This is a genomic window from Delftia sp. CH05 (genome assembly GCF_009827015.1).
GTDB lineage: Bacteria > Pseudomonadota > Gammaproteobacteria > Burkholderiales > Burkholderiaceae_C > Comamonas > Comamonas tsuruhatensis.
Genome location: NZ_WUMG01000009.1, coordinates 61,231 through 76,924, shown reverse-complemented (window position 1 = coordinate 76,924; position 15,694 = coordinate 61,231). Strand labels below are relative to the sequence as shown.

15 protein-coding genes are annotated in these 15,694 nt (G+C 66.9%); 4 read left to right on the top strand and 11 right to left on the bottom strand.

What is annotated here, in order from left to right; genetic code table 11:
- Positions 1–131 precede the first annotated feature (131 nt).
- The 7 genes from rng to GRX31_RS10050 form a co-directional block, all read right to left on the bottom strand.
- Entirely contained in the window at positions 132–1,619 is a 1,488-nt protein-coding gene (rng, locus tag GRX31_RS10080; protein ID WP_016453532.1) for a ribonuclease G, read from the bottom strand.
- Positions 1,620–1,755: 136 nt separating this feature from the next.
- Positions 1,756–2,370, bottom strand: a complete 615-nt coding sequence (locus GRX31_RS10075; RefSeq protein ID WP_047218151.1) for a Maf family protein — start codon at positions 2,368–2,370, stop codon at positions 1,756–1,758.
- 104 nt (positions 2,371–2,474) lie between these two features.
- Positions 2,475–2,942, bottom strand: a complete 468-nt coding sequence (rlmH, locus tag GRX31_RS10070; protein ID WP_012205361.1) for a 23S rRNA (pseudouridine(1915)-N(3))-methyltransferase RlmH — start codon at positions 2,940–2,942, stop codon at positions 2,475–2,477.
- A gap of 21 nt (positions 2,943–2,963) precedes the next feature.
- Positions 2,964–3,731, bottom strand: a complete 768-nt coding sequence (gene rsfS / locus GRX31_RS10065; RefSeq protein WP_016446885.1) for a ribosome silencing factor — start codon at positions 3,729–3,731, stop codon at positions 2,964–2,966.
- A 249-nt stretch (positions 3,732–3,980) separates the two neighbouring features.
- Positions 3,981–4,955: an oxygen-dependent coproporphyrinogen oxidase gene (gene hemF, locus GRX31_RS10060; protein WP_016446884.1), complete on the bottom strand. Its 975-nt coding sequence runs from the start codon at positions 4,953–4,955 to the stop codon at positions 3,981–3,983.
- Between the two features lie 4 nt (positions 4,956–4,959).
- A complete protein-coding gene (gene purD / locus GRX31_RS10055) occupies positions 4,960–6,243 on the bottom strand; it encodes a phosphoribosylamine--glycine ligase (RefSeq protein ID WP_012205358.1) in 1,284 nt (427 codons plus the stop codon).
- Positions 6,240–6,959: a YebC/PmpR family DNA-binding transcriptional regulator gene (locus GRX31_RS10050; RefSeq protein WP_160852474.1), complete on the bottom strand. Its 720-nt coding sequence runs from the start codon at positions 6,957–6,959 to the stop codon at positions 6,240–6,242. The genes purD and GRX31_RS10050 overlap by 4 nt, the downstream gene beginning before the upstream one ends.
- 78 nt (positions 6,960–7,037) lie before the next feature.
- Between GRX31_RS10050 and GRX31_RS10045 the strand changes: the two genes are divergently transcribed.
- The 3 genes from GRX31_RS10045 to upp all read left to right on the top strand — a co-directional run bounded on the left by GRX31_RS10045 (position 7,038) and on the right by upp (position 10,372).
- Positions 7,038–8,561, top strand: a complete 1,524-nt coding sequence (locus GRX31_RS10045) for a helicase HerA-like domain-containing protein (RefSeq protein WP_160852472.1) — start codon at positions 7,038–7,040, stop codon at positions 8,559–8,561.
- 147 nt (positions 8,562–8,708) lie between these two features.
- Positions 8,709–9,686, top strand: a complete 978-nt coding sequence (locus GRX31_RS10040) for a threo-3-hydroxy-L-aspartate ammonia-lyase (RefSeq protein WP_237426645.1) — start codon at positions 8,709–8,711, stop codon at positions 9,684–9,686.
- Positions 9,687–9,742: 56 nt separating this feature from the next.
- A complete protein-coding gene (upp, locus tag GRX31_RS10035) occupies positions 9,743–10,372 on the top strand; it encodes a uracil phosphoribosyltransferase (protein WP_012205354.1) in 630 nt (209 codons plus the stop codon).
- An 81-nt stretch (positions 10,373–10,453) separates the two neighbouring features.
- Here the strand turns inward: upp and GRX31_RS10030 are convergent, their stop codons facing one another.
- Positions 10,454–11,155, bottom strand: coding sequence for a YebC/PmpR family DNA-binding transcriptional regulator (locus GRX31_RS10030; RefSeq protein ID WP_016446881.1), 702 nt, complete (start codon positions 11,153–11,155; stop codon positions 10,454–10,456).
- Positions 11,156–11,430: 275 nt separating this feature from the next.
- Here GRX31_RS10030 and GRX31_RS10025 point away from each other — a divergent pair, with 275 nt between their 5' ends.
- Entirely contained in the window at positions 11,431–12,573 is a 1,143-nt protein-coding gene (locus GRX31_RS10025; RefSeq protein WP_046239341.1) for a PQQ-dependent sugar dehydrogenase, read from the top strand.
- A 20-nt stretch (positions 12,574–12,593) separates the two neighbouring features.
- On the opposite strand, the gene GRX31_RS10020 is transcribed toward GRX31_RS10025, so the two are convergent.
- The 3 genes from GRX31_RS10020 to GRX31_RS10010 all read right to left on the bottom strand — a co-directional run bounded on the left by GRX31_RS10020 (position 12,594) and on the right by GRX31_RS10010 (position 15,658).
- Positions 12,594–13,586 (bottom strand): tripartite tricarboxylate transporter substrate-binding protein, encoded by a 993-nt coding sequence (locus GRX31_RS10020; RefSeq protein WP_160852468.1) that lies wholly within the window; start codon positions 13,584–13,586, stop codon positions 12,594–12,596.
- 63 nt (positions 13,587–13,649) lie between these two features.
- Positions 13,650–14,495 (bottom strand): amidohydrolase family protein, encoded by an 846-nt coding sequence (locus GRX31_RS10015; protein WP_160852466.1) that lies wholly within the window; start codon positions 14,493–14,495, stop codon positions 13,650–13,652.
- A complete protein-coding gene (locus tag GRX31_RS10010) occupies positions 14,495–15,658 on the bottom strand; it encodes a CoA transferase (protein ID WP_160852464.1) in 1,164 nt (387 codons plus the stop codon). Before GRX31_RS10010 ends, GRX31_RS10015 begins: the two co-directional genes overlap by 1 nt.
- Positions 15,659–15,694 lie beyond the last annotated feature (36 nt).

The window sequence follows — 15,694 nt, the reverse complement described above, 5'->3', positions numbered from 1 at the left end:
AAAATGCCGAGACAAAGTTAATTATCGGGAATCGACAATCCATAGCAACGCGCAAATCGATTCATATGAACCCATTTGCGCAAAAGATGCCGAATCGCTATTGATAATGAATTGGCAAGATAAATACCGGTTCACAGCAGCACGATGTCGTACTGCTCCTGTGCCATGGCGGTCTCGGCCTGCAGCGAGATGGGTTTCTTGATGAAGTCGGACAGGCCGGCCAGGTGCTGGCTTTCCTCGTCCAGGAACATCTCGACCACCTTGGGCGAGGCTACGATGCGGAACTCGCGCGGGTTGAACTGGCGCGCCTCGCGCAGGATTTCGCGCAGCACCTCGTAGCAGACGCTGCGCACGGTCTTCACATGGCCCTTGCCCTGGCAGACAGGGCAGGATTCGCACAGCATGTGGGCCAGCGATTCGCGCGTGCGCTTGCGCGTCATCTCCACCAGGCCCAGCTGCGAGAAACCGCCCGCCATGGTCTTGACGCGGTCGCGCCCGAGCTGGCGCTTGAATTCGGACAGCACCTCGGCCTGGTGGTCGTCGCGCACCATGTCGATGAAATCCACGATGATGATGCCGCCCAGGTTGCGCAGGCGCAGCTGGCGCGCGATCTGGTGGGCGGCTTCCAGGTTGGTCTTGAAGATGGTGTCGTCGAAGTTGCGCGCGCCCACGTAGCCGCCGGTATTGACGTCCACCGTGGTCAGCGCCTCGGTCTGGTCCACGATCAGGTAGCCGCCCGACTTGAGGTCCACCCGCCGGCCCAGCGCGCGGGCGATTTCCTCGTCGATGGCGAACAGATCGAAGATGGGCCGCTCGCCGCGGTAATGCTGCAGCTTGGGCACGGCCGCCGGCATGTACTCCTGCCCGAAGGTCATGAGCAGGGCGAACTGCTCCTTGGAGTCGATGCGGATGCTCTGGGTGCCTTCGCCCACCAGATCGCGCAGCACGCGCTGCAGCAGGTTCAGATCCTGGTGCAGCAGCGACATGGGCGGCAGGCGCACCGAGGCCTCCTTGATGCGGCTCCAGGTCTTGCGCAGGTAGCGGATGTCGTCGGCCAGCTCGGCGTCGCTGGAGTCCTCGCCATTGGTGCGCAGGATGAAGCCGCCGCCGCCGCCGGTCTCCTTGGTGCCGACCAGGCCCTGCAGCCGGGCGCGCAGGGCATCGCGCTCGCCCTGCGGGATTTTCTGCGAGATGCCGATGTGGTCGTCCTGCGGCAGCAGCACCAGCAGGCGTCCCGCAATGCTGATCTGCGTGGACAAGCGCGCGCCCTTGGTGCCGATCGGATCCTTGATGACCTGCACCATGATGGTCTGGCCCTCGAAAACCTGCTTTTCGATGGGCACGACAGGCATGTCCTTGCGCGCAAACATGGGGGCCTCGCCCCCTTCCTGCCGCTGCCAGACATCGGCCACGTGCAGGAAGGCCGCGCGCTCCAGGCCGATGTCGATGAAGGCCGACTGCATGCCCGGCAGCACACGCGAGACCTTGCCCAGGTACACGTTGCCGACCAGGCCGCGCTCCAGCGGGCGCTCCATGTGCAGTTCTTGGACGGCGCCGTTCTCGATGATGGCCACGCGCGTTTCCTGTGGCGACCAATTGATCAGAATGTCTTGCTGCATGCTGTGCCTGTGGTGTGCTTTGTCGTTTGTATTTCTCGGCCGGAGCGGCCCGGCAGACATCTTGCCGTGCCGCGCGCTGCCATCGGCCGTGCGCGCCCGCCTGCACGCCCCTCGGGGCCCAGGTCGGGGAGCTGGCCTACAGCGCCCAGCCCAGCTCGCGCAACAGCGCCGCCGTCTCGAACAGCGGCAGGCCCATGATGCCCGAGTAGCTGCCTTGCAGCCACTGCACATGGGCCGCCGCACGGCCCTGTATGCCATAGGCACCGGCCTTGCCCATGGGCTCGCCCGAGGCCACGTAGGCATCGATCTGCTGAGCGCTCATGGCCGCAAAGCGAACCCGGGAGACCGACAGCGCAGCCAGGCGCCGCGCGCCATGCTGTATGGCCACGGCCGTCAGCACCTCATGCTCTCGGCCGGCAAGCCCCGTCAGCATGCGGCGTGCATCGTCGGCATCGGCGGGCTTGCCCAGAATGCGGCCGTCGAGCGCCACCGTGGTGTCCGAGCAGAGCACGGGAGCGGCAGCCAGCGCACGGCGCGCGTGGCGGGCCACGGCAGCGTCGAGCTTGAGTGCGGTCACGCGCTGCACGTAGTCGCGCGCTGCCTCGCCGGCCAGCTCGGCTTCCATGGCCTCGGCATCTTCGGCGATGTCGCCATCCGCATTGGGCAGCAAAAGCTCATGGGCCACGCCCAGCTGCTCCAGCAGTTGGCGGCGTCGGGGGCTTTGGGAGGCTAGGTAGATGAAGGGCGGCATGATGAAAATGAGAAATGCCTTCAGCCCTTTGTATCAAAGCGCCGAAGGCTATCAAAATCATAGTATCACGAGATCTTCCGATCCGCATGACACCGCCGCTGCCGCTATTCCCGGTGGTAGGGATGGCCGGCGTTGACCGACCAGGCACGGTACAGCTGCTCGATAAGGAGCACCCGCACCATGGCATGCGGCAGGGTCAGGTCCGACAGGCGTATGCGCTCGTGTGCGGCCTGCCTGAAGGCGGGGTCCAGACCGTCCGGGCCTCCGATGATGAGGGCCACGTCATCGCCCTCCAGCTGCCAGCCCTGCAGGCGCTGGGCCAGGGCCTTGGTCGTCAGATTGGTGCCGCGCTCATCGAGCACCACGATGCGCGTGCCGCGCGGAATGGCGGCCTCGATGCGCTTGCGCTCGGCCGCGTACAGGGTCTCGACCGTCTTGGAGCCGCGTGGCTCCGTCTTGACGGCCTTGAGCTCCACCTTGAGTTCCGGAGGAAAACGCTTGGCGTAGTCGTCGTAGGCTGTCTGCGCCCAGTCGGGCACATGCTGGCCCACGGCCACGATCAACAGCTTCATGCAGCGTCAGCCCTGAACCGCTCAGGCCTTGGCGCGGGGAGCGCGCTTGGCTGCCGGCTTGGCGACAGGCTTGGCAGCGGCGCCAGCCTTGGCCTTGGCGGGGGCGCGGTTGACCACCACGGTCTTGATGGCCTTGGGCGCCGCCGTCTTGCCGGCCGGCGACTTGGCTGCGGCCGACTTCACAGCAGCCGACTTTGCGGCAGCCGGCTTTGCCGCTGCGGAACGGGGTGCAGCGGCCTTGGCAGGGGCCGCCTTCTTGGCAGCGGGCTTCTTGGCGGCGGCGGAGGCTGCGCCAGAAGCGGCCTTCTTGGCTGCAGGCTTGGCAGCGGTTGCCGCCGCCTTCTTGGTTGCAGCCTTCTTGGCCTTTTCTTCCGCCTTGTCGGTGGCAGCCGAGCGCGTGGGCTTGGGAGCGCCCAGCTTCAGGCGTACAGGCGTCTCGCCCCAGATCTCTTCCAGGCGGTAGTACTGGCGGATGGCCGGCTGCATGACATGGACCACGGCCTGGCCGCAGTCCACGATGATCCACTCGCCGTTTTCTTCGCCTTCCTGGCGCGGCACGGGGAAACCGGCCTGCTTGACGGCGTCGCGCACGCTGGAGGCCAGCGCCTTGGTCTGGCGGTTGGAGGTGCCCGCAGCCACGATCACGCGCTCGAACAGCGGCGAGAGCTTTTCGGTATTGAAGACCTGGATGTCTTGGGCCTTGACGTTTTCGAGGCCGTCAACAATGGCGCGTTGCAGCTTGGTCACGTCGCGCTTGGCTGCGGAATCCGATTTGGTGGAAGTGGTCATCAGGCGGTGATCAATGGAATAGGAATGGGATCAATATAGCGCGAGCGCCGTGCGGCCCGTAGAGGGCTGGGCTGTAGCGGCGCTCCAAAATGCATGGAGTTCGCCCACAGATCGCCGGAAGATTTCGCGCCGAAGAAAGTGGAGAACGCAGCCAACGCTGCGCCTCAAGCTATTGAAATTATAGTTTTGCCGCCTATTCCCTTGCACGCGCGGATTTCGCCACGCCGCTCGGGAGGGCGGCTTTCGGGCTCAAAGCCAGTCGCGAGGCACCAGGAATTGCTCCAGCAAAGCGCGCTCGGGGGTGCCGGGCGCGTCCTCGCGCTGGTAGCTCCAGCTCGCATGCGGTGGCATGGACAGCAAGATGGACTCCGTGCGCCCGCCGGACTGCAGGCCGAAGTGCGTGCCCCGGTCCCAGACCAGGTTGAACTCCACATAGCGGCCGCGGCGGTAGCGCTGGAAATCGACCTGCTGCTGCCCGTAGTCCATGGCCTGGCGGCGCTCGACGATGGGAAGGTAGGACTCCAGAAAGGCATCGCCCACCGAGCGCAGCATGTCGAAACTGCGCGCCTGGCCCAGTTCCGAGAAGTCGTCGAAGAAGATGCCGCCGATGCCGCGCTGCTCGTTGCGGTGCTTCAGGCGGAAGTACTCGTCGCACCAGGTCTTGAAGCGCGGGTAGAGCGTGTCGCCAAAAGGCGCCAGCGCATCGCGGCAGACGCGGTGAAAGTGCTGTGCATCTTCCTCGAAGCCGTAGACCGGCGTCAGGTCCATGCCGCCGCCGAACCAGCAGGTGGGTTCGTTGCCCGGCTGCCCTGCCGCACCTGAGCCGGCCGCACCTGAGCCGGCTGCAATCATTCGCACATTCATGTGCACCGTAGGCACAAAAGGATTGCGCGGATGGAAGACCAGGGACACGCCCATGGCCTCGAACGGCGCACCGGCCAGCTCAGGCCGGTGCTGCGTGGCCGAGGGCGGCAGCTGCGGCCCGCGCACATGCGAGAAGCCGCAGCCCGCGCGCTCGAACACGCGGCCGCCTTCCATGATGCGGGTGATGCCATCGCCCTGCAGGCGCTCGCCGGGGCCCTTGCTCCAGGCGTCGGACAGAAAGCGTGCACCGCCCTCGCCTTCCACCTGTTCCAGCGCCTGCGTGATGCGGGCCTGCAGGCCCGTCAGGTACTCGCGCACCTGGGCCACGGGCAGCGCCTGCCCGGTCGATTGCTCTGCCATGGACTCAGTTCTTCACGGCACGGAAGCCGATGTCGCGGCGGTACTGGGCACCATCGAAATGGATGCCGCGCGCCACGTCATAGACCTTTTGCTGGGCCTGCTTGACGCTGTCGGCCAGCACGGTGACGCACAGTACGCGGCCACCGCTGGTGACGGGAACGCCATCCTTGAGCTGGGTGCCGGCATGGAAGACCATGGCATCGGCGGCGTCCTGCGGCAGCCCGCTGATGGCATCGCCCTTGCGCGGGTCCTCGGGGTAGCCTGCTGCGGCCATGACCACGCCCAGCGCCGTGCGGCGGTCCCATTGCAGCTCGACCTGGTCGAGCTTGGCATCGGTGGCCGCCAGCATGACGTCCACCAGATCGCTCTTGAGACGCATCATGATGGGCTGGGTCTCGGGGTCGCCCATGCGGCAGTTGAACTCCAGCGTCTTGGGATGGCCGGATGCATCGATCATCAGGCCCGCATACAGGAAGCCGGTGTAGGGAATGCCGTCCTTTTCCATGCCGCGGATGGTCGGCAGGATGATCTCGCGCATGGCGCGGGCATGCACGTCGGCCGTGACCACGGGCGCGGGCGAGTAGGCGCCCATGCCGCCCGTGTTCGGGCCCTGGTCGCCGTCCTTCAGGCGCTTGTGGTCCTGGCTGGTCGCCAGGGCCAGGACGTTCTTGCCGTCGCACAGCACGATGAAGCTGGCTTCCTCGCCGGCGAGGAATTCCTCGATCACCACGCGGGCGCCGCCGTCGTTGTGGGCCACGCCGTACTTGTTGTCCACGAGCATGAAGTCCACGGCGTCGTGGGCTTCCTGCAGCGTGGTCGCAACGACCACGCCCTTGCCTGCGGCCAGGCCGTCGGCCTTGACCACGATGGGCGCACCCAGGCGGTCCACATAGGCGTGGGCAGCAACCGGGTCGGTGAAAGTCTCGTAGAGCGCCGTGGGGATGCCGTGGCGCGCCATGAAGTCCTTGGAGAAGGCCTTGGAGCTTTCCAGCTGGGCGGCCGCCTTGGAGGGGCCGAAGATGCGCAGGCCATGGGCACGGAACTCATCGACCACGCCGGCCGCCAAAGGCGCCTCGGGGCCGACCACGGTCAGCGCGACCTTCTCGGCCTGCGCCCACTCGCGCAGCGCCTGCGGGTCGGTGATGTTGAGGTTCTCCACCTTGCCGCCGGCCAGGCCCGTGCCACCGTTGCCGGGGGCCACATAGACCTTGGTCGATTTCGGCGATTCAGCCAGTTTCCACGCCAGGGCGTGCTCGCGGCCTCCGCCACCAATCACAAGAATTTTCATAGTTCAGCGTTGTGGTAGACGTCCTGTACGTCATCCAGGTCTTCGATCATGTCCAGCAGCTTTTGCATGCGGGCTGCGTCATCGCCTTGCAGGGCGATGGTGTTTTCCGGGCGCATGGTGACTTCAGCCACCTCCGGCGTCAGGCCCTTGGCCTGCAGCGCGTCGCGCACGGTTTCGAACTCGGCGGGTGCGGTCAGCACCTCGATGGCCCCCTCATCATCGGTGATCACGTCCTCGGCACCGGCCTCCAGCGCCACTTCCATGATCTGGTCCTCGCCGCTTCCGGGAGCAAAGATCAGTTGTCCGACATGCTTGAACTGGAAGGACACGGAACCCTCCGTGCCCATGTTGCCACCGTACTTGCTGAAGGCATGACGCACATCCGCCACAGTGCGCACGCGATTGTCGGTCATGGTGTCCACGATGATGGCCGCGCCGCCAATGCCGTAGCCTTCGTAGCGGATTTCCTCGTAGGTCACGCCTTCGAGATTGCCCGTGGCCTTGTCGATGTTGCGCTTGATGTTGTCGGCCGGCATGTTGGCCGCCTTGGCCTTTTCCACCGCCAGGCGCAGGCGCGGGTTGGCGCTGAGATCGCCCCCTCCCGTGCGTGCCGCCACCATGATTTCACGGATGATGCGAGTCCAGACCTTGCCGCGCTTTTCGTCCTGGCGGCCTTTGCGGTGCTGGATATTGGCCCATTTACTGTGTCCTGCCACAGGCTGTCCTTTGATATTGATTTAACCTTGCGGCTGGGATTTTACTTTTGACCGCATGCTCCCCCGAGGAAACCCGAAATGGCCGCTCCACTTCTGATCGCCCGCCACTCTGCCACAGAATGCCTGCTGCTGCCCGCACTGGCCAATCGACATGGCCTGATCACCGGCGCCACGGGCACCGGAAAGACCGTGACGCTGCAGAAAATGGCGGAAGGCTTCTCCGAAATCGGCGTGCCGGTGTTCATGGCCGACATCAAGGGCGACCTGTCGGGCATCAGCCAAAGCGGCAGCACCGGCGCCAAGATGGCGGCTTCGCTGCAGGAGCGCGGCATCGAGATTCCCCAGCCCCTGGCCTGCCCCACCACGCTGTGGGACGTGTTCGGCGAGCTGGGCCATCCGGTGCGCGCCACGGTTTCGGACATGGGGCCGCTGCTGATCGGGCGCATGCTGGCCCTGAACGACACGCAGATGGGCGTGCTCAACCTGGTCTTCAAGATTGCCGACGACAACGGACTGCTGCTGCTGGACCTCAAGGACCTGCGGTCCATGCTCCAGCACGTGGGCGACAACGCCAAGCAGTTCACCACCGAGTACGGCAACATCAGTGCCGCCAGCGTGGGGGCCATACAGCGCGGGCTGGTGGCCATCGAGTCGCAGGGCGGCGACAAATTCTTTGGCGAGCCCATGCTCGACATCAACGACCTGATGCAGACCGATGCGGGCGGCAAGGGCGTGGTCAACATCCTGGCGGCCGAGAAGCTGATGAATTCGCCGCGCCTGTACTCCACCTTCCTGCTGTGGATGCTGTCCGAGCTGTTCGAGCGCCTGCCCGAGATCGGCGACCCCGACAAGCCCAAGCTGGTCTTCTTCTTCGACGAGGCCCACCTGCTGTTCAACGATGCGCCCAAGGTGCTGCTCGAACGCATCGAGCTGGTGGTGCGCCTGGTGCGCTCCAAGGGCGTGGGCGTGTATTTCGTCACGCAAAACCCGATGGACGTGCCCGACACCGTGCTGGCCCAGCTGGGCAATCGCGTGCAGCATGCGCTGCGCGCCTTCACGCCGCGCGACCAGAAGGCCGTCAAGGCCACGGCCACCACGATGCGGCCCAAGCCGGGGCTGGACATCGAGGCCGCCATCACGGAGCTGGCCGTGGGCGAGGCCCTGGTGAGCTTCCTCGATGAAAAGGGCCGCCCCGGCATCACCGAACGCGCCTATGTCATTCCACCGGGCAGCCAGATCGGTCCGATCAGCGAGGAGCAGCGCAAGGTCTTGCTGGCGCAATCGCTGGTGGCAGGTGTCTATGAAAAGGCGGTGGACCGCGAATCGGCCTACGAAGTGCTGCGCGGACGCACGGCAGCATCCGGCGACGGGGCCTCGCCGGCAAGCCCTGCCGGAGCCGCACCCGCCGCCAGCGAAGGCGGCGGCGCCATGATGGACGGGCTCAAGGATCTTCTGTTCGGCACCACAGGCCCGCGCGGAGGCAAGCACGACGGCCTGGTTCAGACCATGGCCAAGTCCACCATGCGCACCATGGGCAATTCGCTGGGCAAGGAAATCCTGCGCGGCGTGCTCGGCGGCATCCTGGGCAACAAGAAGCGCTGAAGCGCTGGCGCACCGGCACTGCGCCGCATCAAACACCATAGCACCCAGCCGTTGCCATGCAACGGCTGGCGCATTTCAGGGCGCTGAAAGCCTGCGCATGCGGCTATGATCGAAACCGCCTCCATCCACTTTGCGGAACCGCACGCCATGACGACGAACAGCCCTCCCTCGCTGCCCACCTATGACGACGTTGCCGCCGCAGCCGGCCGGCTGGAGGGCGTGGCCCACCGCACCCCCATACTGCGCAGCCGCACCGCCGACGAGCTGCTGGGCGCCCAGCTGTTCTTCAAGTGCGAGAACCTGCAGCGCACGGGTGCCTTCAAGATACGCGGCGCCTACAACGCGCTGTCGCAGTTCACCCCCGAGCAGCGCAAGCGCGGCGCCCTGGCCTTCTCTTCGGGCAACCATGCCCAGGCCGTGGCACTGGCCGCGCAGATGCTGGACATGCCCGCGCTCATCGTCATGCCCGAGGATGCGCCTGCCTCCAAGATGGCGGCCACCCGCTCCTACGGCGCCCAGGTGGTGACCTATGACCGCTTCACCGAGGACCGCGAAGCCATCTCCCGGCGCCTGGCCGACGAGCGCGGCATGACGCTGATCCCGCCGTTCAACCACCGCGACGTGATTGCCGGCCAGGGCACGGCGGCCAAGGAGTTGTTCGAGGAGGTGCCCGATCTGGACTACCTGTTCGTCTGCCTGGGCGGCGGCGGCCTGCTGTCGGGCAGCCTGCTGGCAGCCGGACAGCTCGCCCCGGGCTGCAAGGTCTACGGCGTCGAGCCCCAGGCCGGCGACGATGCCCGCCAGTCGCTGCGCGCAGGCCGGATCGTGCAGATCCCCACGCCCCACACCATTGCCGACGGCGCGCAGACCCAGTCCATCGGCGATATCACATTCGCCATCATCCGCGAGCATGTCGAAGATATCCTGGCCGTGGCGGACGAGCATCTGGTGCAGGCCATGCGCTTTTACGCGGAACGCAAGAAAATCGTGGTCGAACCCACGGGTGCGCTCTCGCTGGCGGGCGCCCTGCATGGCGGGGTTGCGCTGTCGGGCGCACGCGTGGGCATTCTCATCAGCGGCGGCAATGTGGACCTGGCGCGCTACGCGCGCTTTCTGCACGACTGAACCGACCCCTGGCGCCGGCCCCAAAATACCGGCGCCCTTTTTTCCAGAAGAAAACCATGAGTACTCTGCACCTGATCGACCACCCGCTGGTCCAACACAAGCTCACGCTGATGCGCCGCAAGGAAGCCAGCACCAACAGCTTTCGCCGCATGCTGGGCGAGCTGTCCACGCTGATGGCCTACGAGATCACGCGCGACATGCCGCTGCAGGACATCGAGATCGAGACCCCGCTGGAGACCATGACCGGCAAGGTCATCGACGGCAAGAAGCTGGTGCTGGTGTCCATCCTGCGCGCCGGCAACGGTTTCCTCGACGGCATGCTCAACGTCGTGCCCGGCGCGCGCATCGGCCACATCGGCCTGTACCGCGACCCCGAGACGCTGCAGCCCGTCGAGTACTACTTCAAGATGCCCTCCGAGATGGAAGAGCGCGACGTGCTGGTCGTCGATCCCATGCTGGCCACAGGCAACTCGGCCGCCGCCGCCGTGGCGCGCCTGAAGCAGCTGAATCCGAAGTCCATCAAGTTCATGTGCCTGCTGGCTGCGCCCGAAGGCGTGGCCACCATGCAGAAGGCCCATCCCGACGTGGACATCTACACGGCCGCCGTGGACCGCCAGCTGGACGCCCACGGCTACATCCTGCCGGGCCTGGGCGACGCGGGCGACCGAATCTTCGGCACCAAGTGAGCCGCCGGGCGCTGGGCGCCTGCACCCACAAAAAAGCCGCACGATGTGCGGCTTTTTTGCTTGGCAGCGGGGACAGCGTCATCAATCCACCAGGCCCGCGTAGACGTTCTGCACGTCATCGTCGTTCTCGATGCCGGCCAGGAAGTCCTGCACTTCCTCCTGCTGCTCAGCCGACAGGCTGGCCATGCTGACCGGCGTCTTGGCCTTGTAGCCCAGCTTGGCCGACAGCACCTTGAAGCCCTGGGCCGGCAGCGCCTTGCTCACGGTATCGAGGTCGGTGGGGTCGGTGATGAACAGCGTCGTGCCCTCTTCCTCGCCGGGCTCGAAGTCCTGTGCACCGGCCTCGATGGCGGCCAGTTCGGCATCGGCGCCGCCTTCGGGCTCGCCTTCGATCATGCCCACATGGTCGAAGTCCCAGGCCACGGCCGTCATCTGGCCCTTGCGAAAGCACACGCGCATGTTGGGCGCCGTGCGGTTCACGTTGTCGGTCAGGCACTCGATCATCACCGGCACGCGGTTGGGGCCGTAGCCTTCATAGACCACGCGCTCGTAGTTGACGGCATCGGCACCCACGCCCGAGCCCTTCTTGATGGCACGCTCGAGCGTGTCCTTGGGCATGGAGGCCTTGCGTGCGGCTTCCACCGCCATGCGCAGGCGCGAGTTGCCTGCCGGATCGGCGCCGGCGCGCGCCGCGACGATGATTTCCTTGACAAGCTTGCCAAACAGCTTTCCCTTGGCGTCGGCGACCAGCGCCTTGCCCTTTGCTTTCCATTGCGCGCCCATGGCTGCTTTTCCCTTGCGGATTCTCTGGTGGGTAGGAGGCGCCGCCGCCCGCCCCCGCAGGGACCCGGCCCGGCGCCGAAAGAGCGCTGTTTATACACCCGCGCAAGTGGCTGCGCGGGCTTTTTGCGCAGTGGTTGACAGGTCGCCGCAGGCTCTGGTGGCGTCGTGCATGATGCTGGCTTGTGCGAAGCCCCCTGCCTGCGCTGCACCGCCGCCGACGTCAACGGCGGTGCATCCGGCTTCCCGTCTTGTCCCCTCACCACAGGAGCATCGGCATGCCGCCATCCCTATCCGCCGCCCTCGCCATCAGCACCCTGGGCCTGTCCGGCGCACTGTGGGCCGCCAGCCCCAACCTCTCCACAGAAATCGTCGCCGAAGGCCTGGAGCACCCCTGGGCCATGGCTTTCCTGCCGGATGGGCGCTACCTGGTGACCGAGCGGCCGGGCCGCATGCGCATCGTGCAGGGCGACGGAAGGCTGGGCGCTCCCCTGGCGGGCCTTCCGGCCGTGGAGGCCGCAGGCCAGGGCGGCCTGCTGGACGTGGTGCTGGACAGCGACTTCGCGCGCAACCGCCAGCTGTACTTCTGCTACTCCGAGCCCGGCAGCGGCGCCGACAGCGGCAAGAACAGCACGGCGCTGGCCAGCGCCCGGCTGTCCGACGATGCCAGCCGGCTGGAGCAGGTGAAAGTGCTGTTCTCGCAGCGCCCCAGGTACGCGAGCGCATTGCATTTCGGCTGCCGCATCGTGGAGCGCAGGGTGGACGGCAAGAGCGATGGCACGCTGTTCCTGGCGCTGGGCGAGCGCTCGCGCTACAAGGAAGAGGCCCAGAACCTGCAAAGCCACCTGGGCAAGATCGTGCGCATTGCCAAGGACGGCAGCGTGCCCAGGGACAACCCCTTTGTCGGCCGCGCGGATGCCTGGCCCGAGATCTGGAGCTACGGCCACCGCAACGCCCAGGGCGCGGCGCTGGCGCCCGATGGCAGCCTGTGGATGCATGAGCACGGCCCGCAGGGCGGCGACGAGGTCAACCGGCCCGAGCCCGGCAAGAACTACGGCTGGCCCGTGATCACCTACGGCGAGAACTATGGCGGCGGTAAGATCGGCGCCGGCATCACGCGCAAGGAGGGCATGGAGCAGCCGCTGCACTACTGGGTGCCGTCGATCGCCCCCTCAGGCATGGCCTTTGTGACCAGTGACCGGTATGGGGCGCAATGGAAGGGATCGCTGGTCGTGGGCTCGCTCAAGTTCCAGCGGCTGGAGCGCCTGACGATCAGGTCCGGGAAGGTGACGGCCAGCGAGCAGGTGCTGCCGCGCCTGGGCCAGCGCGTGCGCGATGTGCGCCAGGGACCGGACGGATGGCTTTACCTGCTGACGGACGCCCAGGGCGGGCAGTTGCTGCGCGTCACCGCCACGCCCTGAGTCCCGTCACGCGCGGCGCCTCACTGCACGGTGATGCCGTTGGCCTTGACCACGGCATCCCAGCGCTTGCGCTCGGCGGCCACGAAGCCCGTGAAGGCGGCGGAGGAGCTGCCCACGGGCGTCAGGCCCAGTTTCTCCAGGCTGGCGCGCGTGGCCGGCAGGGCCAGGGCCTTTTGCACCAGGTCCTGCAGCTTCTGCACGGTCTCGGGCGCGGTGCCTGCGGGCAGGAAGAAGCCGTTCCACTCCGTCACCTCGAAGCCCTTGATGCCGCTTTCCGCCACCGTGGGCACGTCGGGCAGGTCCGGCATGCGCTTGGCCGAGGACACGGCCAGCGCCTTGAGCTTGCCGCCCTTGACATAGTTGATGCTGGAGGCGGCGTTGGCAAAGTACACATCGACCTGGCCGCCCATGACATCGACGATGGCGGGCGCCCCGCCCTTGTAGGGAACGTGGACGGCATCGAACTTGGCGTCTGCCTTGAGCAGTTCCGTCGCCATCTGGGCCAGGCTGCCCGGGCCGTAGGAGGCATAGGTGAGCCTGCCGGGCTTTTGCCGCGCGGCATTCATGAAGTCGGCCAGGCTGTTGTAGGGCGAGGACGGCGCCGTCACGAGGATGTTGGGCACGCTGATGGCCTGGGACACGGCAATGAAGTCCTTGGCCGGGTCATAGGGCAGCTTGCGCAACGCGGGGTTGATGGCGAAGGACGATGCGTCATACAGCACCGTATAGCCATCGGCCTTGGCACGCGCCACGAGGGCGGCGCCGATGGCGCCGCTGGCGCCGGCCTTGTTGTCCACCACCACGGTCTGGCCCGAGACCTCGCCCAGCGCCTTGGCGATGATGCGCGCCGCATTGTCCGCACCGCCGCCGGCCGAGAACGGCACGACGACCGTGATGGCCTGCGCGGCCGGATAGTCGGCCGCATGCAGCGTGCCCTGGAAAAGTCCCAGTCCCAGGCCCAACCCCAAGGCCAGCACCGTCATGGCGGGCCGCAATGTCTTGATCTTCTTCACGTTTCTGTCTCCTGTTGCTCCATGGTGAAAACCTGGGCTGCGAGGCTTGCGTGCCCCGCGCCCTCAATCGAATCCGTACAGCTCGGCGGCGTTGTCCACCAGCACGCGGGCGCGCAGCGCCGCATCGGGAATCCAGCGTGACAGCAGCGCCAGCAGCATGGGGGTCTGCGGCGGATGGGCAGCTTCGGTGACATGGGGCCAGTCGCTGCCCCAGACCAGGCGCTGCGGGGCCTCGGCCACCCAGGCCTGCGCCAGCGCGTCGCAATCGGCATAGCCTGCGGCCAGGCCCGCCCGGCTGTTCAGATACGGGCCCGAGAGCTTGACCCAGGCCCTGCCCTGCTGCACCAGCCCACGGACCACGCCGAAGGCGGGCTGGTGCACGCCAGCGCCGTCAGCACTGTCAGCCAGCCGCGCCATGTGATCGAACACCAGGGTGCATGGCAGCCGCTGCAGCAGCGCCGCATGGGCCTCGATCTGGCTGGCCAGCCAGTGCAGCTGCACATGCCAGCCCAGCGCGGCAATGCGCTCGGCCAATGGCTCCAGCATGTCCAGCCGCACGGCTGCATCGTGCTCGGTGTGCAGCGAAAAGCGGATGCCGCGAATGCCGCCGTCATGCAGCGCCTGCAGCTGGGCGTCGGTGATCTCGGGGTGCACTACGGCAATGCCGCGCGTGCTTGCTGCGCCCAGCGACTGGATGGCGTGCAGCGTGGCCCGGTTGTCCGTGCCATGCGCACGCGGCTGGACGATGACGGCGCGCTCCAGCCCCATGGCGCCGCGCAGTTGCGCATAGTCGGCAGCCGTGGCATGGGCGCGCATGGCCTGCGGCGCCTCGGCCCCAAAACGCGTACCAAAGCGCGGATCGAAGACGTGCAGATGGGCGTCGCAGGCGCCTGCGGGCAGTGCGTGCATCAGCGGCTCTCTTGCGCGGCGGCCTTCAGGGCCTCGGTATGCTGGCCCAGCGTGGGCGCGGCAAAGGCCGGCGGGCCGGGCGTGCGGTCGAACTCCACGGCGCCGGCAAAGCCCCGGTAGCTGCCCAGGGTCGGGTGCTCGAAGCGGGTGACCATGCCCTCGGCCTGCACCTGCGGGTCGTCGAACATGTCTTCCACCGTGCGCGCCGCCGCGCAGGGCACCTCCTCGCCGAACAAGGCCTCCCATTCCAGCGCGCTGCGCCCTGCCAATGCCTGGCGCAGCAGCGGCACCAGCACGTCGCGGTGCTGGGCGCGCTTGCGCACGGAGTCATAGCGCTCGTCGCCGGCCAGCTCGGGCAGCCCCAGCTTGCAGCACAGCGCCTCCCAGAAATGCGCGGTATTGGCCGAGATGTAGAGATGTCCTTCACGCGTCGGGTGGATGCCCGTGATGCCGCCCGAGCGCATGTCGCGCCCCACCTCGCGCGGCTCGCCCTCGGCCCAGACCATGCGTGCGGACTGCATGGTCAGTGCCGCGCGCAGCAGCGACACGCCCACATGCTGGCCCAGCCCGCTTTTCTCGCGCTCGTACAGCGCCGACGACACGCCGCCCGCCACCAGGGCCGAGGCGTAGTAGTCCACCACGGAGCCGTAGAGAATCTCGGGCGGCCCGCCTGCCTTGCCCTGCATGGCGCACATGCCGGTCATGGTCTGCAGCACCTGGTCGTAGCCCGCCTTGGCCTTGAGCGGCCCGCGGCTGCCATAGCCGGTGACGCTGCAATAGATGAGGCGTGGGTTGATGGCGGCCAGTTGCGCAAAACCGATGCCCAGCCGCTCGGGCACGCCGGGCCGGAAGTTGTGGACCAGCACATCGGCCTCGCGCACCAGGCGCAGCAGCACGGCGTGGTCGGCCTCGTCCTTCAGGTCCAGCACCATGCCCCACTTGCTGCGGTTCACGCCCAGGAAGGCGCGGCTTTCAGCTTCCAGCGTGGACGGGTACTTGCGCAGGTTGTCGCCCACGGGCGGCTCGACCTTGATCACCTCGGCGCCCTGGTCCGCCAGCAGCGAGCAGCCGTAAGGCCCTGCGATATAGGCGCTCAGGTCCAGCACGCGCACGCCGCTGAGCGGGCCTTTCGGCCCCTGGCGTTCACCGGGCACAAAACTCATTCGTTTCTCCTGATAGGGAAGCGGGAAGGCCTGGGG